The sequence below is a fragment of the Kitasatospora sp. Xyl93 genome, assembly GCF_055383135.1.
In genome coordinates this window covers 4,942,836-4,967,866 of record NZ_AP029185.1, presented here as the reverse complement: position 1 = coordinate 4,967,866, position 25,031 = coordinate 4,942,836, and the positions used below count along the sequence as shown (strand labels likewise).

General features: G+C 71.3%; 20 protein-coding genes. 5 read left to right on the top strand and 15 right to left on the bottom strand.

Annotation, left to right across the window (positions count from 1 at the left end; genetic code table 11):
• Positions 1–22: 22 nt before the first annotated feature.
• The 4 genes from ACZ5GH_RS22220 to ACZ5GH_RS22205 form a co-directional block, all read right to left on the bottom strand.
• Entirely contained in the window at positions 23–1,273 is a 1,251-nt protein-coding gene (locus tag ACZ5GH_RS22220; RefSeq protein ID WP_464335099.1) for a sensor histidine kinase, read from the bottom strand.
• 8 nt (positions 1,274–1,281) lie between these two features.
• Entirely contained in the window at positions 1,282–2,004 is a 723-nt protein-coding gene (locus tag ACZ5GH_RS22215) for an ABC transporter permease (RefSeq protein ID WP_387749855.1), read from the bottom strand.
• On the bottom strand, positions 2,001–2,963 hold the full coding sequence (locus tag ACZ5GH_RS22210; RefSeq protein ID WP_387749852.1) for an ABC transporter ATP-binding protein: 963 nt from the start codon (positions 2,961–2,963) through the stop codon (positions 2,001–2,003). Before ACZ5GH_RS22210 ends, ACZ5GH_RS22215 begins: the two co-directional genes overlap by 4 nt.
• A gap of 201 nt (positions 2,964–3,164) precedes the next feature.
• On the bottom strand, positions 3,165–5,318 hold the full coding sequence (locus tag ACZ5GH_RS22205; protein WP_464335098.1) for a S9 family peptidase: 2,154 nt from the start codon (positions 5,316–5,318) through the stop codon (positions 3,165–3,167).
• A 314-nt stretch (positions 5,319–5,632) separates the two neighbouring features.
• On the opposite strand from ACZ5GH_RS22205, the gene ACZ5GH_RS22200 reads away from it, so the two are divergent.
• The 5 genes from ACZ5GH_RS22200 (at position 5,633) to ACZ5GH_RS22180 (ending at position 11,679) form a co-directional block, all read left to right on the top strand.
• Positions 5,633–5,827, top strand: a complete 195-nt coding sequence (locus ACZ5GH_RS22200) for a DUF2304 family protein (protein ID WP_188296382.1) — start codon at positions 5,633–5,635, stop codon at positions 5,825–5,827.
• Positions 5,828–5,855: 28 nt separating this feature from the next.
• Positions 5,856–6,764 carry an N-acetyl-1-D-myo-inositol-2-amino-2-deoxy-alpha-D-glucopyranoside deacetylase gene (gene mshB, locus ACZ5GH_RS22195; protein WP_464335097.1) on the top strand — a complete coding sequence of 303 codons (909 nt, stop codon included), beginning with the start codon at positions 5,856–5,858 and terminating at the stop codon, positions 6,762–6,764.
• The gene (locus ACZ5GH_RS22190) at positions 6,761–7,219 is read left to right on the top strand and encodes a DUF6113 family protein (protein WP_387749842.1); all 459 of its coding nucleotides are present in this window, start codon (positions 6,761–6,763) and stop codon (positions 7,217–7,219) included. The genes mshB and ACZ5GH_RS22190 overlap by 4 nt, the downstream gene beginning before the upstream one ends.
• A gap of 243 nt (positions 7,220–7,462) precedes the next feature.
• Positions 7,463–9,826, top strand: a complete 2,364-nt coding sequence (locus ACZ5GH_RS22185; RefSeq protein WP_464335096.1) for a peptidoglycan binding domain-containing protein — start codon at positions 7,463–7,465, stop codon at positions 9,824–9,826.
• A 134-nt stretch (positions 9,827–9,960) separates the two neighbouring features.
• A complete protein-coding gene (locus tag ACZ5GH_RS22180) occupies positions 9,961–11,679 on the top strand; it encodes an ABC transporter family substrate-binding protein (protein ID WP_387749836.1) in 1,719 nt (572 codons plus the stop codon).
• A 23-nt stretch (positions 11,680–11,702) separates the two neighbouring features.
• Here the strand turns inward: ACZ5GH_RS22180 and ACZ5GH_RS22175 are convergent, their stop codons facing one another.
• The 11 genes from ACZ5GH_RS22175 to ACZ5GH_RS22125 form a co-directional block, all read right to left on the bottom strand.
• Entirely contained in the window at positions 11,703–12,752 is a 1,050-nt protein-coding gene (locus ACZ5GH_RS22175) for an ABC transporter ATP-binding protein (RefSeq protein WP_387749834.1), read from the bottom strand.
• A gap of 161 nt (positions 12,753–12,913) precedes the next feature.
• Positions 12,914–14,029, bottom strand: a complete 1,116-nt coding sequence (locus ACZ5GH_RS22170) for an ABC transporter ATP-binding protein (RefSeq protein WP_387749831.1) — start codon at positions 14,027–14,029, stop codon at positions 12,914–12,916.
• Complete coding sequence (locus ACZ5GH_RS22165) at positions 14,019–15,071, bottom strand: ABC transporter ATP-binding protein (protein WP_401114039.1); 1,053 nt, start codon at positions 15,069–15,071, stop codon at positions 14,019–14,021. Before ACZ5GH_RS22165 ends, ACZ5GH_RS22170 begins: the two co-directional genes overlap by 11 nt.
• A gap of 15 nt (positions 15,072–15,086) precedes the next feature.
• Entirely contained in the window at positions 15,087–16,001 is a 915-nt protein-coding gene (locus ACZ5GH_RS22160; protein ID WP_387750578.1) for an ABC transporter permease, read from the bottom strand.
• Positions 16,002–16,077: 76 nt separating this feature from the next.
• Positions 16,078–17,004: an ABC transporter permease gene (locus tag ACZ5GH_RS22155; RefSeq protein ID WP_387749825.1), complete on the bottom strand. Its 927-nt coding sequence runs from the start codon at positions 17,002–17,004 to the stop codon at positions 16,078–16,080.
• A 114-nt stretch (positions 17,005–17,118) separates the two neighbouring features.
• Positions 17,119–18,744, bottom strand: coding sequence for a peptide ABC transporter substrate-binding protein (locus ACZ5GH_RS22150; RefSeq protein WP_387749823.1), 1,626 nt, complete (start codon positions 18,742–18,744; stop codon positions 17,119–17,121).
• Between the two features lie 199 nt (positions 18,745–18,943).
• The gene (locus ACZ5GH_RS22145; protein WP_387749820.1) at positions 18,944–19,960 is read right to left on the bottom strand and encodes an ABC transporter ATP-binding protein; all 1,017 of its coding nucleotides are present in this window, start codon (positions 19,958–19,960) and stop codon (positions 18,944–18,946) included.
• Positions 19,953–21,002 (bottom strand): ABC transporter ATP-binding protein, encoded by a 1,050-nt coding sequence (locus tag ACZ5GH_RS22140; protein WP_387749817.1) that lies wholly within the window; start codon positions 21,000–21,002, stop codon positions 19,953–19,955. The genes ACZ5GH_RS22145 and ACZ5GH_RS22140 overlap by 8 nt, the downstream gene beginning before the upstream one ends.
• Before the next feature lie 19 nt (positions 21,003–21,021).
• Positions 21,022–21,966, bottom strand: a complete 945-nt coding sequence (locus ACZ5GH_RS22135) for an ABC transporter permease (RefSeq protein WP_464335095.1) — start codon at positions 21,964–21,966, stop codon at positions 21,022–21,024.
• Positions 21,959–22,885 (bottom strand): ABC transporter permease, encoded by a 927-nt coding sequence (locus ACZ5GH_RS22130; RefSeq protein ID WP_387749811.1) that lies wholly within the window; start codon positions 22,883–22,885, stop codon positions 21,959–21,961. Before ACZ5GH_RS22130 ends, ACZ5GH_RS22135 begins: the two co-directional genes overlap by 8 nt.
• A gap of 140 nt (positions 22,886–23,025) precedes the next feature.
• The gene (locus ACZ5GH_RS22125; RefSeq protein ID WP_387749808.1) at positions 23,026–24,672 is read right to left on the bottom strand and encodes a peptide ABC transporter substrate-binding protein; all 1,647 of its coding nucleotides are present in this window, start codon (positions 24,670–24,672) and stop codon (positions 23,026–23,028) included.
• Positions 24,673–25,031 lie beyond the last annotated feature (359 nt).

The following is a 25,031-nucleotide window of genomic DNA, read 5'->3' as shown; positions in this document are numbered from 1 at the left end:
TCCGTGCCGGAACCGCCGTCACTCAGGGGGACTTCGACACGGGGGCGGGCGCCGTCCGCAGCGGCACCGAGGCCCGCAGCCGGAAGCCCCGTCCGCGCTCTCCCGGCCCGGTCTCCAGCCGCCCGCCGACCAGCGCCAGCCGCTCCTCCAGCCCGGACAGGCCGTTGCCCGGGTGGGACTTGCCCGGCCCGCGCCCGTTGTCGGTGATCTCCAGGACGGCGTAGCGCTCGCCGCTCGCCTCCCAGCTCTCGTCCGCCGTCACCGTGCAGACGGTGGCGTCCTCGCCGTGCCGGACGACGTTGGTGACGGCCTCGCGCAGCGCCCAGGCCAGCGCGCCGGTCTCCTCGTCGGCCAGCGACGGCCAGGCGTCCACCAGTTCCGGCGAGGCCTCCAACCGGACCTGCGCGGCGGCCAGCGCGGTACGGGCGGCGGCCAGTTCGACCGGCAGGGTCGGGCGCCGGAAGCCGGTCACCGCCTCCCGGACGTCGATCAGCGACTGCCGGGCGACCTGCTCGATGTCGGCGACCTGCGCCCGCGCCGCCTCGTCCTTGCCGGCGTCCATGAACCGCCCGGCCAGCTCGCTCTTCAGGGTGATCAGCGACAGCGAGTGCCCGAGCAGGTCGTGCAGGTCGCGGGCGAGCCGCAGCCGCTCCTCGGAGGCGGCCAGGTGGGCGACCGCGGCCCGGGCCTCGCGCAGTTCCTTCATGGTGGCGACCAGCCGCTGCAGCCCGGTCATCGCGATGCCGGAGAGGAAGGCGCTGAGCGCGAAGGTGGTGACGGTGTCGGCACCGGCCCCGACGCCCGTCCCGATCGCCGCGGTGAGCACCGCCATGGCGACCAGGGCGCGCACCGCGTACTGGACCGGCACGATGATCGCGACGCACACCGAGGCGTAGATGAACAGGGTCAGGAAGGCGGGGCCGAGGCCGACCGAGGCGGCGACGGCGAGCACGACCATCGTCGTGACGATCACCAGGCAGGCCCGCGGCCGCATCCCGGCCTGGGAGCGGAAGATCACCAGCAGGATGTAGGCGACCACGAACCCGGCCAGGCAGCACCAGCCGAGCACCGTCCCGACCGTGCTGTGGCCGCCGCCCAGCAGGTCGCCCGCCGGGTACGCCAGGTAGAGCATCCACAGCGTCATCCAGGCGACCTTGACCAGCAGCTGCCGCCTGCTCTCCACCGGGGAGCCGGGCACGTTCATGAACGACGCGCGCGCCACGCCCACCTCCGGTGGTCCGTCGGGGCGGTGGGCCTGGCGCGCGTCACTCATGTGGATCATCATGCCTGGCGGGTGTCGCGGCGGTACAGCGCCGCGGCGGCGGTGGTGAACACCCCGAGGAAGGCGGCCAGTCCGAGGACGGCGACGGTGTCCAGGGAGTGCCCGGGCTGGGTGAAGGTGGCCAGCTGGTTGTACAGGTACACCGGGTTGAACCGGGCGAACCTCTCCATCGAGCCGCTCACCGGGAACCAGGTGCCGCCGAGCAGCGCCATCGCCATGTAGGTGATCATCACGATGGTCTGCACCGCGTCCGGCGCCGCCGCGTACCCGAGGGCCACCCCGAGCGCGGCGAAGACGAAGCTGCCCAGCCAGAGCGCGACGGCCAGTGCGGTCCACTGCGCCGCGGTGAGCGAGACCCCCTGGCTCGCGCCGACCGCGAAGACCACCAGGATCGCCGGCAGCGTGGTCACCGCGCTCGCCGCGATCTTGCCGACGGTGTACGCCCGGCCGGGCAGCGCGGTCAGCCGCAGCTGGCGCACCCAGCCGCTCCGGCGTTCCAGCGAGATCCGCTGCGCGCTGTTGGTCAGGACGGCGCCGACCGCGCCGAAGGTGGCCATCGAGACCATGAAGTAGGTCTTCACGGGCAGGCCGCCGGCCAGCCGGGTGGAGCTGTAGGCGTTGATGAAGAAGACGTACATCAGCGCCGGGTAGGCGACGGTGAAGAGCAGGTAGCGGCGGTTGCGGAGGGTCCGCAGGACCTCCAGCCGGATCAGGGTGGTCATCGCACGCCCTCCTTGTCGGCGTTCCCGGTGCGGTCCTCGCGGTCCTGCTCCCCGGTGATGGTCAGGAAGGCCTGTTCCAGGCCCACGCCGGTGACCTCCAGCCCGCGCGGGTACAGCCCCGCCCGGTAGATCCCGGCCACGCAGGCGTCGGCGTCCGCGGTCCGGATCCGCACCGTCCGCACCCCCGGGACCCTCGCGGTGACGTCCAGCGACCGCACGCCCGGCAGCGTGCGCAGCACCGCCTCGTCGGGGAACCCCCCGTCCTCGTCGTGGAGTTCGAAGGCGACCCGGCGGGCGCCGGCCCGCGCCTTGATCTCCGCCGAGCTGCCGTCGGCGATCAGTCGGCCCCGGTGCAGCACCAGGACGCGGTCGGCGACCGAGTCGGCCTCCTCCAGGTAGTGGGTGGCGAACAGCACCGTGCGCCCGGCGTCGGCCTGGGCGCGCATGCTCGCCCAGAACGACTGCCGCACGCCGACGTCCATGCCGGTGGTGGGCTCGTCCAGCACGATCAGGTCGCTGTCGCCGGCGATGGCCAGGGCGAAGCGAACCCGCTGCTCCTGGCCTCCGGACAGCTTGTCGACCCGTCGTTCCGCCAGCTCGGCGATCCCGGCGTCGGTCAGCACCCCCGTGACCGACCGACCGCGCGGGTGCACGTCGCAGGCGAGCCGTACCAGCTCGCGCACCTTGACGTCGGACATCAGTCCGCCGCTCTGCAGCATCGCGCCGACCCGGCCGGCCTCGATCGCGGCCCGCGGGGCGCCGCCGAACAGCGTCACACTGCCCTGGTCGGGCTCGCGCAGGCCGAGCAGCAGGTCCAGGCTGGTGGACTTCCCGGCGCCGTTCGGCCCGAGCAGGGCGACGGTCTCGCCCGGCCTGAGCACGAGGTCCAGTCCGTCCACGGCACGCACCCGCCCGTAGCTCTTGCCCACGCCGCGGAAGGCGGCCACCTCGGTCACCATCGCCCCGCTCCTCTCCCTGGTGGTGTCACGCCCGTGGCGTCGGTGCTGTTCGCACCACCTCAGAGTCCCGCGCGGGCGGGTGGCGGCGGCAGTGTCCGCCGTCGTGCCTCCGGCATGACGGATGTCATGCCGGCGGCCGGTACCCCTGTCAGGCCGCGGGGACAGGGGCACCGGCCGCCGGGAGCGCGGGTCAGGCGGGTGTCACAGGCCCAGCGAGCGCTTCACGAAGTCGACCTGGAGCAGCAGCAGGTTCTCCGCGACCTCCTCCTGCGGGGTCATGTGGGTGACGCCGGACAGCGGCAGCACGGTGTGCGGGCGCCCGGCGGCGAGCAGCGCCGAGGACAGCCGCAGGGTGTGCGCGGCCACCACGTTGTCGTCCGCCAGCCCGTGGATGATCATCAGCGGGCGCTCCAGGCCCGCCGCGTACCCGCTCAGCGAGTTGGCGGCGTACACCTCGGGCCGCTCGGCCGGGTCGCCCAGGTAGCGCTCGGTGTAGTGGGTGTCGTACAGCTCCCAGTCGGTGACCGGCGCCCCGGCCACCGCCGCGTGGAAGACGTCCGGGCGGCGCAGCACGGCGAGCGCGGAGAGGTAGCCGCCGTACGACCAGCCGCGGATGGCGACCCGGTCGAGGTCCAGCGGGAACTCCCCGGCGAGCGCCCGCAGCGCCTCCACCTGGTCGTCCAGGGTGGAGCCGGCGAAGTCGAAGGCGATCGACTTCTCCCAGGCCGGCCCGCGCCCGGGGGTGCCGCGCCCGTCGGCGACGATCACGGCGAAGCCCTGGTCGGCGAACCACTGCGACTGCAGGTGCGGGTTGTGCGCCTGGTAGACGCGCTGGCCACCGGGGCCGCCGTACGGGTCCATCAGGACGGGCAGCAGGCCGTCCCGCTCGCGGTCGTAGCCGGTCGGCAGGAAGACGGCGGCCGGAATGCGGCGCTCGCCGGCGAAGCGGAAGACCGGGCGGGCGGTGATGACCGGGGTCTCGGCGTACGAGGCGACGGTGGCGACGTCGTCGACCACCACGCCCTCGGGCAGGTCCCGGGCGACCCGCACCAGGGTGCCGGGCAGGTCGGGCTCGGCGGTGGCGCGGACGGTGATCCCGCCGCCGTGCACCGCGCTGGTGACGGAGGTGAACGGCCGTCCGTTGGCGGACTCCCAGCCCAGCCGGGTGCCGTCGTGGCTGATCCGGCCGACGCCGACCCAGCCCGGCTCGGGGTCGGCCTCCTCGGCGCCGCCGGAGGCGCTGAAGAACACCTCCCGCTCGGTGACCGCGACGACCGAGCGGACGTGCAGGTCGGCCCCGGTCACGGCGCGGTCGCCGATCACCAGCGCCCGCACTCCGCCCTCGTCGGAGATCCGGACCAGCTTGCCGTCCGGGGTCCAGGCCGGCGCGCCCGGGAACAGCTCCAGCCAGGCGCCGTCCTTCTCCTCGTGCAGCACCTCGGTGGCGCCGGTGGCGGTGTCCAGGCCGAGGATCCGCTGGCCGCGCTGGTCGCGGGTCTGGACCTGGAGCAGCGGGACGCCGCCCTTCGACCAGTGCACCCGGCCCAGGTACGGGTAGGCCTCGCGGTCCCAGACCACCTCGGTGCGGCCGCCGTGCAGGTCGAGCAGCCAGAGCCCGACCTCGGCGTTGGCGCTGCCGGCCGCCGGGTAGGCGATCTCGGCGGGCTCGCGGTCCGGGTTCGCCGGGTCGGCGATCCACCAGCGGCGCACCGCGCCGTCGTCGGCGCGCTCGACCAGCAGCCGGTCGCCCTCCGGGGACCACCAGAAGCCGCGGTCGCGGTCCATCTCCTCCTGGGCGATGAACTCGGCCTGGCCCCAGGTGACGTTCGGGCCGTCCGGCTCGGCGAGCACCCGGTCGCCGCTGCCGTCGGTGCGGGTCAGCCGCAGCTCGCCGGCGGTGTTGGCGTACGCGACGTGGGTGCCGTCGGGGGACGGCCGCGGGTCCAGCAGCGGCCCCTCGGCGGGCAGTTCGGCGGTGGCGCCGGTGGCCAGGTCGGCGGTGAACAGACGGCCGGAGAGGGCGAAGGCGGCGAGCCCGCCGGCCGCGTCCAGGGCGTAGCCGACGATGCCGGCCGAGCCCTCGCGGCTGCGCTCGCGGCGGGCCTTCTCGGCCGGCGAGAGGTCCTCCTCGCCGCCGCCGAGCAGCGCGGCCGGGTCGGCGGCGACCCGCTCCTCGCCGGTGGCGGTGTCGAGGGTCCAGAGCAGGTTGGCCCGGTCGCGGCCCGAGCGCGAGCGGAGGAAGACGACCCGCGAGCCGTCGGGCGCGACGGAGAAGGAGCGGGGGGCGCCGACGGTGTACCGCAGGGTCCGCGCGTACTGCCGTGGAAAGGTGTCGGCAGAGGTGTGGGAGGTCATGGCACCAGACCTTATGACGCCGGACCACCACCCCCGGACGCACGTTGATCACTCGTTCGGAGCATCGTCCGCAAGTGCACCCCAAAGGGGTCGAAACCGCCTCCGACCGGCCCATGCGCCCCTCGGACGCCACCGTGCCCCGGCGCGCACGGCCTCACCGAAGGTAATGGCACCCTCACCCATCGGGTATGACTTGTCCGGTGGGTGACCGTCGGACCCCGTCCCGGACCTCGGTCGCCCGCAGCCCGCAGTCCCGCACCGTCCCTCGCCGCCCTCCCCCGGGGCGGCGTGCCCGAGAAGGGGTGTGAGCCGACATGGCCATGAACATCTCCGCCGCCGTGCTGATGCTGGTCATCGTGGTGGTGCTGATCCGCCGCTCCGGCCTGAAGCTGGCGCACGCCATCGTCTGCGCGCTGCTCGGCTTCTACCTGGCCTCCAGCTCGATCGCCCCGTCGATCAGCCAGGTCACCAGCAACCTCGCCGGAATGATCAACGGCCTGCGGCTCTGACCCCCGTGGCGGTCGCTAGGCTTCCTCCATGACCGCGACTACCGGACGCCGCCTCCTGCTGGTGCACGCGCACCCCGACGACGAGTCGATCGGCAACGGCGCCACCATGGCCCGGTACGTCGCCGAGGGCGCCCGGGTCACGCTGGTGACCTGCACCCTCGGCGAGGGCGGCGAGGTGATCCCCCCGGAGCTGGCCCACCTGACGGCCGATCGGGACGACACCCTCGGCGCGTACCGGATCGGCGAGCTGACCGAGGCGATGCGCGCCCTCGGCGTGACCGACTTCCGCTTCCTCGGCGGCCCCGGACGCTACCGCGACTCCGGGATGATGGGCGTGCCCGAGAACGACGTGCCCGGCTGCTTCTGGCGGGCGGACGTCGAGCAGGCGGCCGGTCACCTGGTCGCGGTGGTCCGCGAGGTGCGCCCGCAGGTCCTGGTCACCTACGACCCGGACGGCGGTTACGGGCACCCGGACCACATCCAGGCGCACCGGGTCGCGACGCGCGCGTACGAGCTGGCCGCCGATCCGGCGTACCGCCCGGAGCTGGGCCCGGCCTGGCGGATCGCCAAGGTGTACTGGAACCGGATGCCCTGCTCGGTGCTCGACGCCGGGCTGGCCGAGGCCGCGGCCAAGGCGTCCTTCCCGGGTGTCGCGCGGCCTGCCGACGTCCCCGGCGTGGTCGACGACGAGGTGGTCACCACCGTGCTCGACGGCGCCGCGTACGCGGGGCGCAAGCGCGCCGCGATGGCCGCCCACGCCACCCAGATCACCGTGGACGGCGACTTCTTCGCGCTCTCCAACGACCTCGCCCAGCCGCTGTTCGCCACCGAGTACTACCAGTTGGTGCACGGCCAGGCCGGGCCGGGCGAGCCGGAGGACGACCTGTTCGCCGGCCTCGCGTCCGACGCCCCGCGACCCGAGGAGGGCGCCCGATGAGCAGGTCCGCCGCCCCGTCGCCGCGCCGCCCGCTGCCCGCCGTCGTCCTCGGCACCCGCGAGGAGCGGCTGGCCGAGGCCCAGCCGCCGCGCGTCGCCCGGATCGCGGCCTATGTCCTGTTCTTCCTGCTGGGCGTCGCGGTGTCGGTCTGCGGATCCTTTGTGCAGGCCCTGTGGCCGCCGGTGGGGGTCCTGCTGGCACTCGCCGCGACCGCCGCCACCTTCTACGGCGGCCTGCGGGTCACCGGCACCCGGCTCGGCGCGGGCGTGCCCGCGGCCGGCTGGTTCCTGGCGATGCTGCTGCTGATCGTGCCCCGGGCCGAGGGCGACAACGTGCTGTGGTCCAACGCCACCTCGCTGGCCTGGCTGTTCGCCGGTTCGGTGCTGGGCGTGATCTGCGCCACGCTGCCCACCCGCACCAGCTGGTTCCCGGGAGTGCCCGGCCCCACGCGCTGACCCGGGTCGAGCGCGGCGTACGCACCGCGCACGACGAGCAGTCAGGAGCTCGCGGCCTTACTCTCATACCGGAGGAACCGGACGTATCAGGATCTGTCCGAAGCCGTTCGCCGCTCAGTTCTTCCCAGTATGGTGGTCCCGCAGAACGCCGTACCCGACCGCCGCCCGCCCCAGTCAAGGCCCGGCGACCACGAACCGCGGTCGCGCCGCACGGCCCGCCCGCGAACCCGGAGCAGAGCAGCATTGAGCAGCCGCGAATCTGACAACGCCCACCCGACGCCCCGGCGCACGGGCCCGGACGCCTACCCGTCGGGCACCCCGCCCTACGGCACACCGGGGCTCCCCGGCGGCGACCGGGCCGACGCCGGACCGGGCGCCGCGTCGGGCGGCGAGGACGACGGTCCGAAGACCGAGACCACCCTGACCACCCGGGTCCGGATCAACATCCCCGGCTCGCGTCCGATCCCGCCGGTCGTCGTCCGCAGCACCGTCAAGAACGAGGACGGCCCGGGCGACGACGCCCCGGCCGCCGCCGCCGAGCCGGGCGGCCCGCGGCACCGCTCCGCGCCGGCCTCGCCGGTCCTCGGTGTGATGGACGACGGCGGCCGGCAGGCCGCCCAGCCGAACCTGCCGCCGGAGTGGCAGATCCCGCCGATCCCGCCGGCCACCTCCGAGTCGGAGTCCACCGGCGCCTGGTTCCGGCCGCGCCAGAAGAAGGCCCCGGCCGCCGAGCCCGCCCCGGCCACCGTGCCGGCCGGCGCCGCGAGCCCGGCGGAGGCCCCGGCCGCGTCCGGCACCGCCGCCGAGCCGCGCCCGCGCGGTGCCCGCCCGGCCGCGCCGGCTGCCCGCGCCAACGGCGCCCCGAACGGCCGCCCGGTGCCCGGCCAGGGCAAGCAGCCGAACCCGGCCGCGCCCGTCGCGCCGTTCCGCGCCGAGGCCCCGGCGGAGGAGCCCGGCGTGTACGAGGCCGCGGACCCCTTCGCCCCGGTCGCCGACCCGTTCGGCACCTCCGTGCCCGACGCCGGCCCCCAGGGCGGCCTGCCGCAGCGCAACCGCGGGCAGCAGAACGGGCAGCGGCAGAACCACGGGCAGCGGCGCGACGAGCGTGCGGGCGGCCCGCGGCAGCCCGGCCCGCAGAACGGCTTCCAGCCGAACGGCCACCCGGCGCCCGCGCCGCACCCGCAGGCCGGGCCGGCCGTCGAGCCGAACCCGGAGGACACCTCGGTCGACGGCTTCGCGCCGATCCGCGACAACACCCCGCCGTCCGCCGCGATACCCGGCCTGTCCCGGAACGGCGCTCCGAACGGCGCCGACGGCCGTCCCCAGCCGGGCCTGTTCGCCTCGGCCCCGACGGGCACCGACCCCTTCGCCGCCCAGCGCCCGACCGGTAACGACCCGTTCGCCGCCCAGCGCCCGACCGCTCCCGGCCAGGACGTCCCCGCCGCCCCGGCGGGCCCCGGCGCCCTCTTCCCGGGCGCGCCCGGCGGCGCCCCCCGGCCCGGCGACCCGGAGGCCACCGCGGTCACCCCGGTGCCGGCCCCCGGCCTCCGGCCCGAGGACACCGAGACCGCCGAGGACGACCGGTCCGCCCCCGCTCCGGCCCCCGCCAAGGCGAAGGCCGAGCCCGCCGCCTCCGCCAAGGCCAAGCGCGGCGGAGCCGGCAAGAAGCTGGTCAAGCTGGGCGTCTACGGCGTCGTCGCGGTGCTCTTCCTCGGCGCCGCCGCGTACGGCACCGGCCTGATGCTCAACCAGTCCGACGTCCCCAAGGGCACCGTGGTGCTCGGCACCGAGATCGGCGGCAGCAGCCGCGACCAGGCGATCCACCAGCTGGACGAGTCGGTCGGCAAGGCCGGCCAGCAGCCGATCAAGCTGAAGATCGGCGACCAGACCGTGGACCTCGACCCGACGGTCGCCGGGCTGAGCTTCGACACCACCGCCACCGTGGACGGCCTGGCCCAGCACAGCTACAACCCGGTCGACGTCATCAAGTCGCTCAAGGGCGGCACCAAGGCCGTCGCCCCGGAGGTCAAGGTCGACAAGGCCAAGCTCAGGGCCGCCCTGGACACCCTGGCGGCCGGCTCCGGCCAGGGCCTCCAGGAGGGCTACGTCAAGTTCGGCGACGTCAACGGCGAGCCGATCGTCGTGCCCGGCCGGGCCGGCCAGGCGGTGGACTCGGCGGGCGCCCTGGACGTGATCGCGCAGGCCTACCGCGACCGCGCCGACGGCAAGCCCGAGCAGCCGATCGCCCTCGCCGTCACGGCAGCCCAGCCGAAGAACTCCACCCAGGCCCTCCAGGCCGCCGCCGACAGCCTCGGCAAGCAGGTTGCCTCCGGCAAGGTGCACGTCGTCGCCGGTACCAAGTCCTGGGACTTCGGCCCGAAGACCGCCGCCAAGGTGCTCACCCTCGTCCCGGACGCCTCCGGCAAGATCGTGCCCAAGTGGGACCTCGACGCGCTCTCCGCCCAGCTGGGCAACGTGTTCGACAAGGTGAAGGTCAAGAAGAACGGCCAGCTGGTCGCGGTCACCCCGCAGGACGTCGCGGACGGCATCGCCTCGGTCCTCGACAAGACCGGCGACAAGGACCGCACCTTCAAGTTCGCGGTCTGACCGATCCGCGGTCCGACCGACCGCGATACCGGGGGGCGGGCCCGCATCCGGGCCCGCCCCTCGACAACGCCCCCTCCCGGTCAGCAAGATGTGACGCCACACCATCCGCCACGTCCACCCCGGGGAGCACGCCGATGCGCCGCCGCCTCCAGCACCACGGGACGGCCCTGCTCGCCGGTCTCACCGCCCTCACGCTCTCGCTGGCGCTCTGCTCCTGCACGTCCGGGAAGGACGGCTCCGGCTCCGACGCCCTGCCGTCCGCCCCCGCGTCGCCCAAGCTCACCTCGGTCGACATCAACCCGCAGGACCGGGCCCGGCTGCGCCAGGGCGGCACCCTGAACCTGGCGATCGCCCAGTTCTCCCGCCAGTGGTCGCCGATCCACACCGACGGCAGCGAGTCCTCGACCATCGCGGTCACCAAGCCGCTGCTGCCGACCTTCTTCCGCTCGGACGCGGCCGGCACCCAGACCCCCAACCCGGCCTACCTGCAGGAGGCGCGCGCCGAGCTCAGGGACGGCCGGCAGGTGGTCACCTGGACCCTCAACCCGAAGGCCCACTGGTCCGACGGCACCCCGATCACCTGGCGCGACATCGAGGCCAACTGGCGTGCCCTGAACGGGAAGGACCCGGCCTACAAGTCCTCCAGCAGCACCGGCTTCGAGCTGGTCTCCGCGGTCGAGCGCGGCAAGGACGACTTCCAGGCCGTGATGACCTTCGACCGCCCGTTCTCCGAGTGGCAGTCGATGTTCAACAGCGCCGGCAACGCCCCGCTGCTGCCCGCCAGCCGGATCTCCACCCCGGAGCTGTTCAACAGCTCCTACGTCGACGCCGTCCCGGTCACCGCCGGCCCGTTCAGGGTCGAGCAGCTGGACCGCGCCGCCCAGACCGTCACCCTGGTCGCCGACCCCTCCTGGTGGGGCGACAAGCCGGTGCTGGACCGGATCGTCTTCCACGCCATGCTCCCCGACGCGATGCCCGCCGCCTTCGCCAAGGGGCAGCTCGACCTCGTCAACATCGGCCCGGACGTGGCCGGCTACCAGGTCGTCAAGAACACCAGGGGCGCGGTGGTGCGCCGGGCCGGCGGGCCGGACTTCCGCCAGTTCACCCTGAACGCCCGCTCCCCGCTGCTCGGCGACGCGACCGTGCGCCAGGCCGTCTTCCAGGCGATCAACCGCGACGCGGTGATCCGCGCCGACCTCAGCGGTCTGGACTGGCCGGCCGTCCCGCTCAACAACCACCTGCTGGTCACCAACCAGAACGGCTACCGCGACAACTCCCTCGGCCTGGCCCGCTACGACCCCGCCGAGGCCGCCCGCAAGCTGGACTCGGCCGGCTGGAAGCCGGACGGCGACGTGCGCAGGAAGGACGGCCACGAGCTCAACCTGCGGATGGTCGTCCCGGCCGGCGTCACCCCGGCCCAGACCGAGGCCGCCAGCACCACCAGGATGCTCAAGGACGTCGGCATCAAGGTCACCACGGTGACCGCCCCCGCCAACGAGTTCTTCGACCGGTACGTCAACCGCAACGACTTCGACATCGCCGCCTACTCGCTGCTCGGCACCCCCTTCCCGGCCAGCGGCAACCGCGCCAACTTCGTCCAGGGCGGCGGCACCAACCACGTCGGCGCGGGCAGCCCGGCGGTGGACGCCGCGCTCGACCGGGCCGCCGCCGCGACCGACGCCGCCACCGCCTCCGAGGCGATCAACCAGGCCGACGGCGAGCTCTGGAAGGTCGCCGGCGTCCTGCCGCTCTACCAGCGCCCGCAGCTGTTCGGCGCCAAGGCCGACCTCGCCAACATCGGCGCGCAGGGCCTGTCCGACATCGTCTGGGAGAACGTCGGCTTCGTGAAGTAGCCGCCGTCCGGGGCGGGCGGGCCTCAGCCGTGCAGCGTCTCGCGCCAGTAGTGGCAGGCGCTGCGGCGGCCTGCCAGTTCCGTCCCGTGCTCGCCGGTCACCGGTGTCAGCGACGGCGGTTCGGTCCGGCAGCGGTCCTGGGCGCGGTCGCAGCGGGGGTTGAAGGCACAGCCCTCCGGGAGGCTCAGCAGGCTCGGCGGCAGGCCCTTGATGGCGTGCAGGTTCCGGCCCTTCTGGTCCAGCCGGGGGATCGAGTCCAGCAGCCCACGGGTGTACGGGTGCGCCGGCCGGGCGTACAGCTCCCGCACCGGGGCCGTCTCCACGATCCGGCCGGCGTACATCACCGCGATCTTGTCCGCGACGTCCGCCACCACGCCGAGGTCGTGGGTGATCAGGATAAGGCCCATGTTGTACTCGGCCTGCAGGTCCGCGAGCAGGTCCATCACCTGGGCCTGGACGGTGACGTCCAGGGCCGTGGTCGGCTCGTCCGCGATGATCAGGTCGGGCTCCAGGGCCAGCGCCATCGCGATCATGATGCGCTGGCGCATGCCGCCGGAGAACTGGTGCGGGAAGTCGCCGACGCGCTGGCGGGCGGCCGGGATGCGCACCCGCTCCATCAGCTCGACGGCCTTCTCCCTCGCCTCCCTGCGGGAGACGCCGCGGTGCGCCCGGAACATCTCCCCCAGCTGGTAGCCCACGCTGAGCACCGGGTTCAGCGCCGACAGCGCGTCCTGGAAGATCATCGCGATGTGCCCGCCCCGGATGGACCGCCGGGCGTTGGCGCCCATGGTCAGCAGGTCCTCGCCGCGGAACAGGATCCGCCCCGCGGTGATCCGCCCCGGCGGCATGTCCAGGATGCCCATGACCGCCTGCGCCGTCACCGACTTGCCCGAGCCTGACTCCCCCAGCACCGCCAGCGTCTCCCCGGCCGCGACGGAGTAGCTCACCCCGTTGACCGCCCTGGCGACGCCGTCCCGGGTGTGGAACTCCACGTGCAGGTCGTCGACCTCCAGCAGCGGCGTCCCGGGCTCCACGCTCCCCCGGCCGCCGCCGATCACCTCCACCGCGTCCATCAGAGCAGCCCTCCTCAGCACCACGGCGTCCACCACTGGGCGCAGAGCAACTATCAAGGAGCGGACCGCACTTGGCGAGCCTGCGGCAGATCTCTTTTCCGTCACGGGACAGGGCGCGCCCCCACCTGCGAGGACGCGCCCTGGTCGTGGCCCCTCGGCCGTCAGCCCGGCTCGTCGCCCGGCCCGGCCGCGCCCTGCCCGTCCCCGCGCTCCGCCGCGAAGTGGCACGCCGAGTCGTGCCGCGCCGCCCCGTCCAGCCAGGACGGCGCGGCCAGCAGCGGCTCCTCGACCTCGCACCGCCGCTGCGCCTTCCAGCAGCGGGTGCGGAAGCGGCAGCCGGACGGCGGGTTGGCCGGCGAGGGCACGTCGCCGGTGAGCACGATCCGGTCCCGCGTCTCCCGCGCCGTCGGGTCCGGCACCGGCACCGCGGAGAGCAGCGCCTGGGTGTACGGGTGCGTCGCGTGGTCGTAGATCTCCGTGTCGCTGCCGATCTCGACCATCTTCCCCAGGTACATCACCCCGACCCGGTCCGAGATGTGCCGGACGATGGAGAGGTCGTGCGCGATGAACATGTACGACAGGTCGAAGTCGCCCTGCAGCTGCTCCAGCAGGTTGATCACCTGCGCCTGCACCGAGACGTCCAGCGCCGAGACCGGCTCGTCGCAGATGATGATCTCCGGCTTGAGCGCCAACCCCCGTGCGATGCCGATGCGCTGGCGCTGACCGCCGGAGAACTGGTGCGGATAGCGGTTGATGTACTCGGGATTGAGCCCGACCACGTCCAGCAGGTCCTGGACGGCCTTGCGGCGGTCCCCCTTGGGCGCCACCTCGGGGTGGATCTGGAACGGCTCGCCGATGATGTCGCCGACCGTCATCCGCGGGTTGAGCGAGGTGTACGGGTCCTGGAACACCATCTGGATGTTCCGCCGGACGGCCTTCAGCCCCGCGCCGGAGAGCCGGGAGATCTCCTCCCCCTTGTAGCGGACCGATCCCGCGGTGGCCGGCTCCAGGTTCATCAGCACCTTGGCCAGCGTGGACTTCCCGCAGCCGGACTCGCCGACGATCCCGAGCGTCTCGCCCTGCATCAGGTCGAAGGTGATCCCGTCGACCGCCTTCACCGCGCCGACCTGCCGCCTGAGCAGGACCCCCTTGGTCAGCGGGAAGTGCTTGACCAGGTCCCGGACTTCGAGGATCGGCTCGCCCCGCGGCACCTCCTGCTCGAAGACGACCTCCTCCGGCAACGCCGCGCCCAGTGCGCTGGCCCCGTCAACGGTCATGGAGGGTCTCCTTCCAGAAGAAGCAGGCGCTGCCGCGCCCCTCCAGCGGCGTCCCGTCCTCCTCGGTCACCGGGAACAGCTCCGGCACCTCGGCCCGGCAGACGTCCCGGGCGCGCGGGCAGCGGGGGTTGAAGGCGCAGCCGCTGGGGATGCGCAGCAGGTTGGGCGGCAGGCCCTTGATCGCGTAGAGCTCCTGGCCCTTCTGGTCCAGCCGGGGGATCGAGTCGAGCAGCCCGCGGGTGTACGGGTGGGCGGGCCGGGCGTACAGCTCGTGCACCGGCGCCGTCTCCACGATCCGGCCCGCGTACATCACCGCGATCTTGTCGGCGACGTCCGCCACCACGCCCAGGTCGTGGGTGATCAGGATCAGCCCCATGTTGTACTCGGCCTGGAGCTCGGCCAGCAGGTCCATCACCTGCGCCTGGACGGTGACGTCCAGGGCCGTGGTCGGCTCGTCCGCGATGATCAGGTCCGGTTCCAGGGCCAGCGCCATCGCGATCATGATGCGCTGGCGCATGCCGCCGGAGAACTGGTGCGGATAGTCGTTCACCCGCTGCTTGGCCGCCGGGATGCGCACCCGCTCCATCAGCTCGACGGCCTTCTGCCCGGCCTCCTTGCGGGAGGTCCCGCGGTGCGCCCGGAACATCTCGCCCAGCTGGTAGCCCACGCTGAGCACCGGGTTCAGCGCGGACAACGCGTCCTGGAAGATCATCGCGATCTTCCGGCCGCGGATCCGCCGCCGCTCCTCCTTCCCCATGGTGAGCATGTCCTGGCCCCGGTACAGGATCTCGCCGCGCGGGATCCTGGCCGGCGGCATGTCCAGGATGCCCATGACCGCCTGCGCCGTCACCGACTTGCCCGAGCCGGACTCCCCCAGCACCGCCAGCGTCTCCCCGGCCGCGACGGAGTAGTTGACGCCGTTCACGGCCCTGGCGACGCCGTCCCGGGTGACGAACTCGACGTGCAGGTCCCGGACGTCGAGCAGCGGCCCCTGGTAGGGCGCCTCCTGCCCGCGTCCGGTGATGCCCACCGCTGTGCTCACGTTGCGCTCCCTCGCTCAGCGAAGCTTCGGATCGAGGGCGTCGCGCACCGCGTCGCCCAGCATGATGAAGGCCAGCACGGTGATCGACAGCGCCACGGCCGGGAAGAACAGCACGTACGGCGCGGTCCGGATCACCTTCTGGGCGGAGGAGATGTCGATGCCCCAGGAGATGGTCGGGTCCTGCAGACCGATGCCGAGGAAGCTCAGCGTCGCCTCGGTGGCGATGTAGCCGCCGAGCGCGATCGTCGCCACCACGATCACCGGGGCGATCGCGTTCGGCAGGATGTGCCGGAACATCAGCCGGCCCGTCCCGGCACCGAGCGCCCGGCCGGCCACCACGTAGTCGGACTGCTTGACGGTCAGCACCGCCCCGCGCATCACGCGGGCGATCTGGGTCCAGCCGAGCACGCCCAGCGCGAGGACCACGCTCCACACCGTGCGGGTCGCGAAGGCGTTCAGCAGCACCAGCGCGCCCAGCAGCAGCGGGATGCCGAAGAAGATGTCGGTGATCCGGGAGAGCACCGCGTCGATCCAGCCGCCGAAGTAGCCGGCCACCATGCCGGTCAGCCCGCCGAGCACGGTGACGGCGGCGGTCACGAAGATGCCGACGGTGATCGAGGCCCGGGCCCCGTACACCACCCGGGCGAAGATGGACCGGCCCTGCGCGTCGTAGCCGAACCAGCCGGCCCCGAAGACGTCGCCCCAGTCCGGCCGCCTGAGGTAGTTGTTCACCAGGTCGGCCTTGCGCGGGTCGGCGTCGGTGAACGCCCAGGGGAAGACCGCCATCACCACCAGCAGCAGGATCAGGACCGCCGAGACCAGGAAGATCGGCCGCCCGCGCAGGTCCCGCCAGGCGTCGGCCCACAGGCTGCGGGCCTCCTCCCGCTTCACCACGTCGGGTTCGACTAACGTCTCCTGCTCGACCGCCATGCCCTGTTCGCCCGCGTAGTCGAGGCGCGAGACCCCGGGCTTGGGGTGCGGCTCGTACGACTCCTCGTCGTGGATGTCAGGCATAGCGGATCCTCGGGTCCAGGACCGCGTAGAGCAGGTCGACGAGCAGGCTGGCGACCAGGTAGACGATCACCAGGACGGTCACGATGCCGACCACGGTGGGGCCCTCCTTCTGGTTGATCGCCCGGTACAGGACGTTGCCGATGCCCTGCACGTTGAAGATCCCCTCGGTGACGATCGCCCCGCCCATCAGCGCGCCGAGGTCGGTGCCGAGGAACGTGACCACCGGGATCAGCGAGTTGCGCAGCAGGTGGCGGGAGATGATGGTGCGCCGGGGCAGGCCCTTGGCGACCGCGGTGCGCATGTAGTCCGCCCGCAGGTTCTCGCCGATCGACGTCCGGGTGAGCCGGGCGACGTACGCGAGCGAGAGCGAGCCCAGCACGATCGCCGGCAGCACCAGCTGGGACAGGTCGTAGCTGTCCTGCACCGTCGGGGTGACCCAGCCCAGGTCGGTGGCGATCACCGTCTGGGCGATGTACGCCAGCACGAAGACCGGGATCGAGATCACCACCAGGGTCAGGACGAGCACCAGGGTGTCCACCAGGCTGCCGCGCCGCAGGCCGGAGAGGAGGCCGAGGACCAGGCCCGCGATCATCTCGAAGACGAAGGCCAGCAGCGCGAGCCGGATGGTGACCGGGAAGGCGTCCGCCATGATGTCGGTGACCGGCCGGCCGGTGAAGCTGGTGCCGAAGTCCCCCTGGAAGAGGTTCCCCATGTAGTGCAGGTACTGCTTCCAGAGCGGCTGGTCCAGGTAGTACGTGTGCTTGATGCTGGCGACCACCGCCGGGTCGGCGGCCTTCTCGCCGAACAGCGCCGAGACGGGGTCGCCGGGCAGCGTGTAGACCATCAGGAAGATCAGCAGCGTGGTGCCGAAGAACACCGGGATCATCTGCAGCACCCGCCGCAGCACGTAACTGCCCATCCGAGCCTCCTTCCTAGGTTCCGACTGGGTGCCCGGCCGACCGGTCCGGCCGGCCGAGAGACCGCGCCCCGCCCTCCGTGCGGGGAGGGCGGGGCCGGAGCGGGGCCCGGCGGCTCAGCCCTTGACCTCGACCTGGGTCCAGGCCGGGTTTCCGAAGGAGTCGAACTTCACGTTCCGCACCTTGGTCGAGTAGCCCGAGGTGGTGCGGTAGTACCAGAGCGGGATGGCGGGCATCCCGCTCGGCAGCACCGCCTCGGCCTGCTGGTAGCCGGTCACCGTCTCGGCGACGCCGGCGGCCTCGTCGGCCTTGGTGGCCGCCTCGTCGAACTGCGGGTTGCTGTAGCCGAAGTCGTTGGACGCGGCACCGGTGCGGTACACGTCGGCGAGGAAGTTGGCGTTCAGCGGGTAGTCCTGCACCCAGCCGGTGCGGAAGGCGCCGTTGATCGTGTGCCCGGTGATCGCGGCCCGCGCGGTCTTGAAGTCGGGCTTCGGGTCGCCCAGGCAGTCGACCCCGGTGTTCTGCCGGATCGAGTTGCAGACCGCGTCGACCCACTCCTTGTGGCCGCCGTCCGCGTTGTAGGTGATCAGCAGCTTGTTGCCGGGGGCGCCGCCGCCCTCCTGGATCAGCTGCTTGGCCCTGGCCGGGTCGAACTTGCAGAAGTCGCCGCAGGCGCCGTCCTTGTAGCCCTCGACGCCCTCGGCCACCCAGGCGGTGGCGGGCTTGCGGGAGCCCTGGAGCACCGTCTTGGTGATGGTGTCGCGGTCGATCGCCATCGACAGGCCCTGGCGCACCTTGGCCTTGTCCGGCGAGGCCCAGTCCGCCTGGTAGAGCGTGAAGCCGATGTTCTGGATGGCGCCCTGCGGGGCGTCCACCGCGCGGTCGCCGAGGTCGCTCTTGTAGGTGGCCAGCGCGGACGGCGGCACCTGGTCCATCACGTCCAGGTTGTTGGACTGGAGGTCCGCGTAGGCGGCCTCGGACGTGGTGTACATCTTGAAGACGATGCCGCCGTTCTTCGGCTTGTCCACGCCCTGGTAGTCCGGGAAGGCCTTGGTCACCAGGTTGCTGTTGTGCGACCAGCTGACGAACTGGTACGGGCCGTTGCCCACCGGTTTCTGGCCGTACCCGGCCGGGTCCTTGAAGAAGCCGTCCGGCAGCGGCGAGAAGGCGATGTAGCCGAGCTTGTACTCGAAGTACGAGACCTTGTGGTTCAGCTTGACGGTGAAGTGCAGGTCGTCGGTGACGGTCAGGCCGGACATCTTGTCCGTGGTCGGCTGGCCGGAGGCCGGGTGGACGTCCTGGTAGCCCTCGATGTCGGAGAACCAGGAGCTGTTGATCTGGTTGTTGGCGGGGTTGGCGCTCCAGTTCCAGGCGTCGACGAAGTTCCGGGCGTGCACCGGGGTGCCGTCGTGGAACTTCCAGCCGTCCTTCAGCGTGATGTCGAAGGTCAGCGAGTCGCTGGTGTCGATCTTGTCGGCGACCTGCATCCGGATCTTGGCGTTGCCGGGATCGTAGTCGACCAGCCCCTTGAAGAGGTTCTGGATGATGCGACCGCCGCCGGTCTCGTTCGCGTTGGCGGGCTGCAGGGGGTTCTGCGGCTCGCTGCTCTGGTAGCTGAAGGTCTTGCTGGCGTCCGACGAACCGCTGCCTCCTCCGCTGTCGTTGCTGCTGCACCCGGTGGCCACCAGGACCACGGACGTCGCAACGGCGAGGACCCAACGAGCACGGGCGGCTACGGGCATGGAGGTCCCTCCTCAGGGTGTGTGTCGCATCACACCCCATGAGAAGCGCGCCCCGGCGACGGCGCGAGTCAGGAGCACCCGGACGGGTGCCGTGACCCGCTCCGGAGTTGACGCGGCGCCGGATCGGCGCGCCGCCCCGCCGAACGCCGGAAGGGCCCGCGGCGCGAACGCCACGGGCCCTTCCTGGGTACAGCGGGGATCAGGCCGCGGCCTGCTCCCGGACCTCCGGGAAGTGGCAGGCCGTCTCGTGGGCGGCCGCGCCCTTCAGCACCGAGGGGACCGCGAGCAGCGGGATCTCCTCGGAGCAGCGGTCCTCCGCCTTCCAGCAGCGGGTGCGGAAGCGGCAGCCGGACGGCGGGTTGGCCGGCGAGGGGATGTCGCCGGTCAGGATGATCCGCTCGCGGGACTCGCGCGCCGCCGGGTCCGGCACCGGCACCGCGGACAGCAGCGCCTGGGTGTACGGGTGGGTGGCGTTCTCGTAGATCTCCTCGTCCGAGCCGATCTCGACCATCTTGCCCAGGTACATCACGCCGACGCGGTCGGAGATGTGCCGGACGATGGAGAGGTCGTGCGCGATGAACATGTAGGAGAGGCCGAACTCGCCCTGCAGCTGCTCCAGCAGGTTGATCACCTGCGCCTGGACGGACACGTCCAGCGCGGAGACCGGCTCGTCGCAGATGATGATCTCGGGCTTGAGCGCGAGACCGCGGGCGATGCCGATGCGCTGGCGCTGACCGCCGGAGAACTGGTGCGGGTACCGGTTGATGTACTCCGGGTTCAGACCCACGACGTCCAGCAGGTCCTGGACGGCCTTGCGGCGGTCGCCCTTGGGCGCCACCTCGGGGTGGATCTCGAACGGCTCGCCGATGATGTCGCCGACCGTCATCCGCGGGTTGAGCGAGGTGTACGGGTCCTGGAACACCATCTGGATGTTGCGGCGGACGGCCTTGAGGGCCGCACCCTGCAGCGTGGAGATGTCCTCGCCCTTGAAGAGCACCTGGCCGGAGGTGGCCCGCTCCAGGTTCATCAGCACCTTGGCCAGCGTGGACTTGCCACAGCCGGACTCGCCGACGATCCCGAGCGTCTCGCCCTTCTTCAGCTCGAAGGAGATGCCGTCGACCGCCTTGACCGCGCCGACCTGCTTCTTCAAGAGGACACCCTGGGTCAGCGGGTAGTGCTTGACCAGGTCCTTGACCTCCAGGATGTTCTCAGCCATGGAGGGTCTCCTTCCAGAGGTGGCACGCGCTGCGGCGGCCGGTGAGCTCCTTGCCGTCCTTGTCCGTCACGTGGTGCAGCGCCGGGATCTCGGTGCGGCACAGGTCGGTGGCGACGTCGCAGCGGGGGTTGAACGCGCAGCCCGTGGGGACCTTGAGCAGGTTCGGGGGCAGGCCCTTGATCGCGTAGAGCTCCTGGCCCTTCTGGTCCAGGCGCGGGATGGAGCGGAGCAGGCCCTTGGTGTACGGGTGCGCGGGGTTCGCGTACAGGTCGTGCACCGGGGCGGTCTCCACGATCCGGCCCGCGTACATCACGGCGATCTTGTCCGCGACGTCGGCGACCACGCCGAGGTCGTGGGTGATCAGGATCAGCCCCATGTTGTACTCGGCCTGGAGCTCGGCCAGCAGGTCCATCACCTGCGCCTGCACCGTCACGTCCAGGGCCGTGGTCGGCTCGTCCGCGATGATCAGGTCCGGTTCCAGGGCCAGCGCCATCGCGATCATGATGCGCTGGCGCATGCCGCCGGAGAACTGGTGCGGGTAGTCGTTCACCCGCTGGCGGGCGGCCGGGATGCGCACCCGCTCCATCAGCTCGATGGCCTTCTCCTTCGCCTCCTTCCGGGAGGCGCCCTGGTGCACGCGGAACATCTCGCCGAGCTGGTAGCCGACGCTGAGCACCGGGTTCAGCGCGGAGAGCGCGTCCTGGAAGATCATCGCGATCTTCCGGCCGCGGATCCGCCGCCGCTCCTCGTTGCTCATCTTGAGCATGTCCTGGCCGCGGTACAGGATCTCGCCCTGGGTCACCTTGCCCGGGGGCATGTCCAGGATGCCCATGATGGTCTGCGCCGTCACGGACTTGCCGGAGCCGGACTCGCCGAGCACGGCGAGGGTCTCGCCGGCCGCGACGGAGTAGTTGACGCCGTTCACGGCCTTGGCGACGCCGTCCCGGGTGTGGAACTCCACGTGGAGGTCCTTCACCTCGAGCAGAGGCGTGCCCACTTCGAGCCGGTCGTTCTTCTGGTTGTTCTCGATCACGGTGGTCATCGGGTCGTCACCTCTTCTCTCAGCGGAGCTTCGGGTCGAGGGCGTCGCGCACCGCGTCGCCGAGCATGATGAACGCAAGAACGGTGAGGCTCAGCATTCCGGCGGGGAAGAACAGGGCGAACGGAGCCGTACGGATCACCTTCTGGGCCGAGTTGATGTCGATGCCCCAGGAGATGGTCGGGTCCTGCAGACCGATGCCGAGGAAGCTCAGCGTCGCCTCGGTGGCGATGTAGCCGCCGAGCGCGATGGTGGCGACGACGATCACCGGGGCGATCGCGTTCGGCAGGATGTGCTTGAACATGATCCGGCCGGTGCCGGCGCCGAGCGCCTTGGCGGCCGTCACGAAGTCGGCCTGCTTGACCGTGATCACCGAGCCGCGCATGACACGGGTCATCTGGGTCCAGCCCAGGGCGACCAGCGCGAAGACCACGCTCCAGACGGTGCGCGAGGTGAAGGCGTTCAGGACCACCAGCGAACCGAGCAGCAGCGGGATGCCGAAGAAGATGTCGGTGACGCGGGAGATGATCGTGTCGACCCAGCCGCCGAAGTAGCCGGCCACCATGCCGGCGAGGCCGCCGAGGATGGTCACGCCCAGGGTGACGCAGATGCCGACCACGACCGAGGCGCGGGCGCCGTAGACGACGCGGGCGTAGATGCTGCGGCCCTGGAGGTCGTAACCGAACCAGTCGGCCTGGAAGAGGTGGCTGTAGTTCGGCTTCGTCAGGTAGTGGTTGCGCAGGTCGCCGGCCCGCGGGTCCACCGAGGTGAACAGGCCGGGGGCGATGGCGATGACGATCAGCAGCAGGATCAGCAGCGCGGAGATCACGAAGATCGGCTTGCGGCGCAGGTCGTGCCAGGCGTCCGAGCCGAGGCTGCGGGCCTTCTCCTGCTTCGGGGCCGGGGTGTCGGCCGCGCGCTGGGCCGGGATGTCCCCGGCGGTCTTCTTCTCGGTCAGGTCAGGCATAACGGATCCTCGGGTCCAGGACCGCGTAAAGCAGGTCGACGATCAGGCCGGCGGCCAGGTAGACGATCACCAGGAAGGCGACGAAGCCGGAGACCGTCGCGCCCTCCTTCATGTTGATCGCTTGGTAGAGCGCGTGGCCCACGCCCTGGACGTTGAAGATGCCTTCGGTCACGATCGCGCCGCCCATCAGGGCGCCGAGGTCGGTACCGAGGAAGGTGACCACCGGGATCATCGAGTTGCGGAGCAGGTGGGTGCCGATCACCTTGCGCCGGGGCAGACCCTTGGCCACCGCGGTGCGGACGTAGTCGGCCTTGATGTTCTCGGCTATGGAAGTACGGGTGAGGCGCGCGACGTAGGCCAGCGAGAGGGAGCCGAGCACCACGGCCGGCAGCACCAGCTGGGTGATGTCGTTGCTGTCCTGGACGGTCGGGGTGACCCACTTCAGGTTCTGCCCGAAGACCGTCTGGAAGATGAAGCCCAGCACCGGGACCGGGATCGAGATCAGCAGCAGGGTGAGGACCAGGGCGCCCTTGTCGAACACCTTGCCGCGGCGCAGGCCGGCGTACAGGCCGATGCCGATGCCCAGCACGATCTCGATGGCGAAGGCGAACAGCGCCAGCCGGACCGTGACCGGCAGCGCCTCGGTGATCTTGTCGATGACCGGTCGCTGGTCCAGGCCGGTGCCGAAGTCACCGGTGAACAGCTTGCCCATGTAGTCGAAGTACTGCTGGATCAGCGGCTTGTCGAAGCCCTGCTGGTGCTTCAGCGCGGCGAGCTGCACCGGGTCCGGTGCCTTGTCGCCCCACAGCGCTGCCACCGGGTCACCAGGCAGCAAGTGCACCATGAAAAAGATGAGTGCGGTCGTTCCGAGGAACACCGGGATCATCTGGAGCAGTCGCCTCGCGACAAAGCGCCCCATCGTGCCTCCATGTATGACTCTGCCGAGCCCGTCAACTCGGCAAGAGATAAGTCGGCGTGCCAACGGCCGGTGCCAGTCCTCGCCCTTGTGGGGATGGACGGGCACCGGCCGTTGTCACCGGGTCAGGCGGTGCCGACCGATTACTTCTTCTTCTTGACCTCGACGTCGGTGTAGACCGGGTCGCCGAAGGAGTTGAACTTCACGTTCTGGACGTTCTTGGAGTAGCCGGAGCTGGTCTTGTAGTACCAGAGCGGGATGGCCGGCATGTCCTTGGCCAGAACGGCCTCGGCCTGCTGGTAGAGCTCGGCGGTCTTCTCGACCGTGGTGGCCGCGTCCGCCTCCTTCGACAGCTTGTCGAACTCGGGGCTCGAGTAGCCGCCGTCGTTGGCCGCGGCACCGGTGCCGTAGACGTCGCGCAGGAAGTTGGCGTTCAGCGGGTAGTCCTGGACCCAGCCGGTGCGCATCATGCTCGGGACCTGCTTGTTGGTGATCAGGTCACGCGAGGTCTTGAAGTCCGGCTTCGGGTCACCGAGGCACTCGACGCCGGTGCTCTGGCGGATCGAGTTGCAGACCGCGTCCACCCACTCCTTGTGGCCGCCGTCCGAGTTGTAGACGATGCCGATCTTGCCGCCGGGGACGCCGCCGCCCTCGGTGATCAGCTGCTTGGCCTTCTCCGGGTTGAACTTGCAGGCGTCGCCGCAGGTGCCGGCCTTGTAGCCCATGACGCCGGGCGCCACGAACGAGTCGGCGGGCAGGCGGTTGCCGTTCAGCACGGTCTTGGTGATCGTCTCGCGGTCGATCGCCATCGAGAGGCCCTGACGGACCTTCTCCTTGCCCGGGGTGTCCCAGCCGCCCTGGTACAGCGCGAAGCCGATGTTCTGGATGGCGCCCTGCGGCTGGTCGACCGCGCGCTTGCCCAGGTCGTCCTTGTACTTCGGCAGGTCGGTCGGGTCGACCTGGTCCAGCACGTCCAGCGTGTCGGACATCAGGTCCTTGTACGCGGCCTCGCCGGCGGTGTAGTTGCGGAAGACGACGCCGCCGTTCTTCGGCTTGTCGATGCCCGTGTACTTGTCGAACGCGGCCAGCGTGATGGCCTTGTTGTGCTCCCACGAGACGAACTTGTAGGGGCCGTTGCCGACCGGCTTCTGGCCGTAGCCGGCCGGGTCGGCGAAGAAGCCCTCGGGGAGCGGGAAGAAGGCCGAGTAGCCGAGCTTGTACGTGAAGTACGAGACCGGGGTGGTCAGCTCGATGGTGAAGTGGGTGTCGTCGACGACCTTCAGGCCGGACATCTCGGTGGCGGTGGGCTCGCCCTTGTCCTTGTCCGGGTGCACGGCGTCGTAGCCGACGATGTCCGAGAACCAGTCCGAGTTGATCTGGTTGTTCTTCGGGTTGGCCGACCAGTTCCAGGAGCTCACGAAGGACTTGGCGGTGACCGGGGTGCCGTCGTGGAAGGTCCAGCCGGACTTCAGCGTGACGGTGTAGTTCTTGGCGTCGGTGGTCTCGATCTTGTCGGCCACCTGGTTGCGCAGCGCACCGGTCGCGGGGTCGTAGTCGACGAGGCCCTTGAAGAGCTGCTTGACGATACGGCCGCCCTGGTTCTCCATGGCGTTCGCCGGCTGGAGCGGGCGCTGCGGCTCCGCGCTCTGGTAGCTGAAGCTGGCCCCGGGGTCGACCGCAGCACCGTCGGTGCTACCCCCGGAGGAGTCGCCGCCGCTGCTGCACGCAGTCGCAGCGAGGGCGACAGCAACAGCTGCGACAACCCACTTGGCCTGGCTCGCACCGCGCATCGGTGTGCCTCCTGAATTCGACGTTGCAACGAGGAGGGCATCGCGGAACGGTTGTTCACCGGACCCGCTGTGCCGTCCGCGCTCGTGGTTTCGGCGCGCACCCCTGCGCGTTCACCCTTGACCCGAGCCTGACTGCACCCACTATCCGTCACGCACGGACACGAAAGTGACCAGTGACGATCTCAATTAGGTCACATGAACAGTCGGTAAGTTTCGAAAACCGGACATTTGAGACATAGCCAGACAGGCACCAAACGGACAGTCGTCACGGATGACGAACTGTCATGTCCGCTCAGCGGACACTCGGGTGTGATGAGCGCTATTCCGTTAATAGCGGCCCCGACAACTTGGAGTAGTTG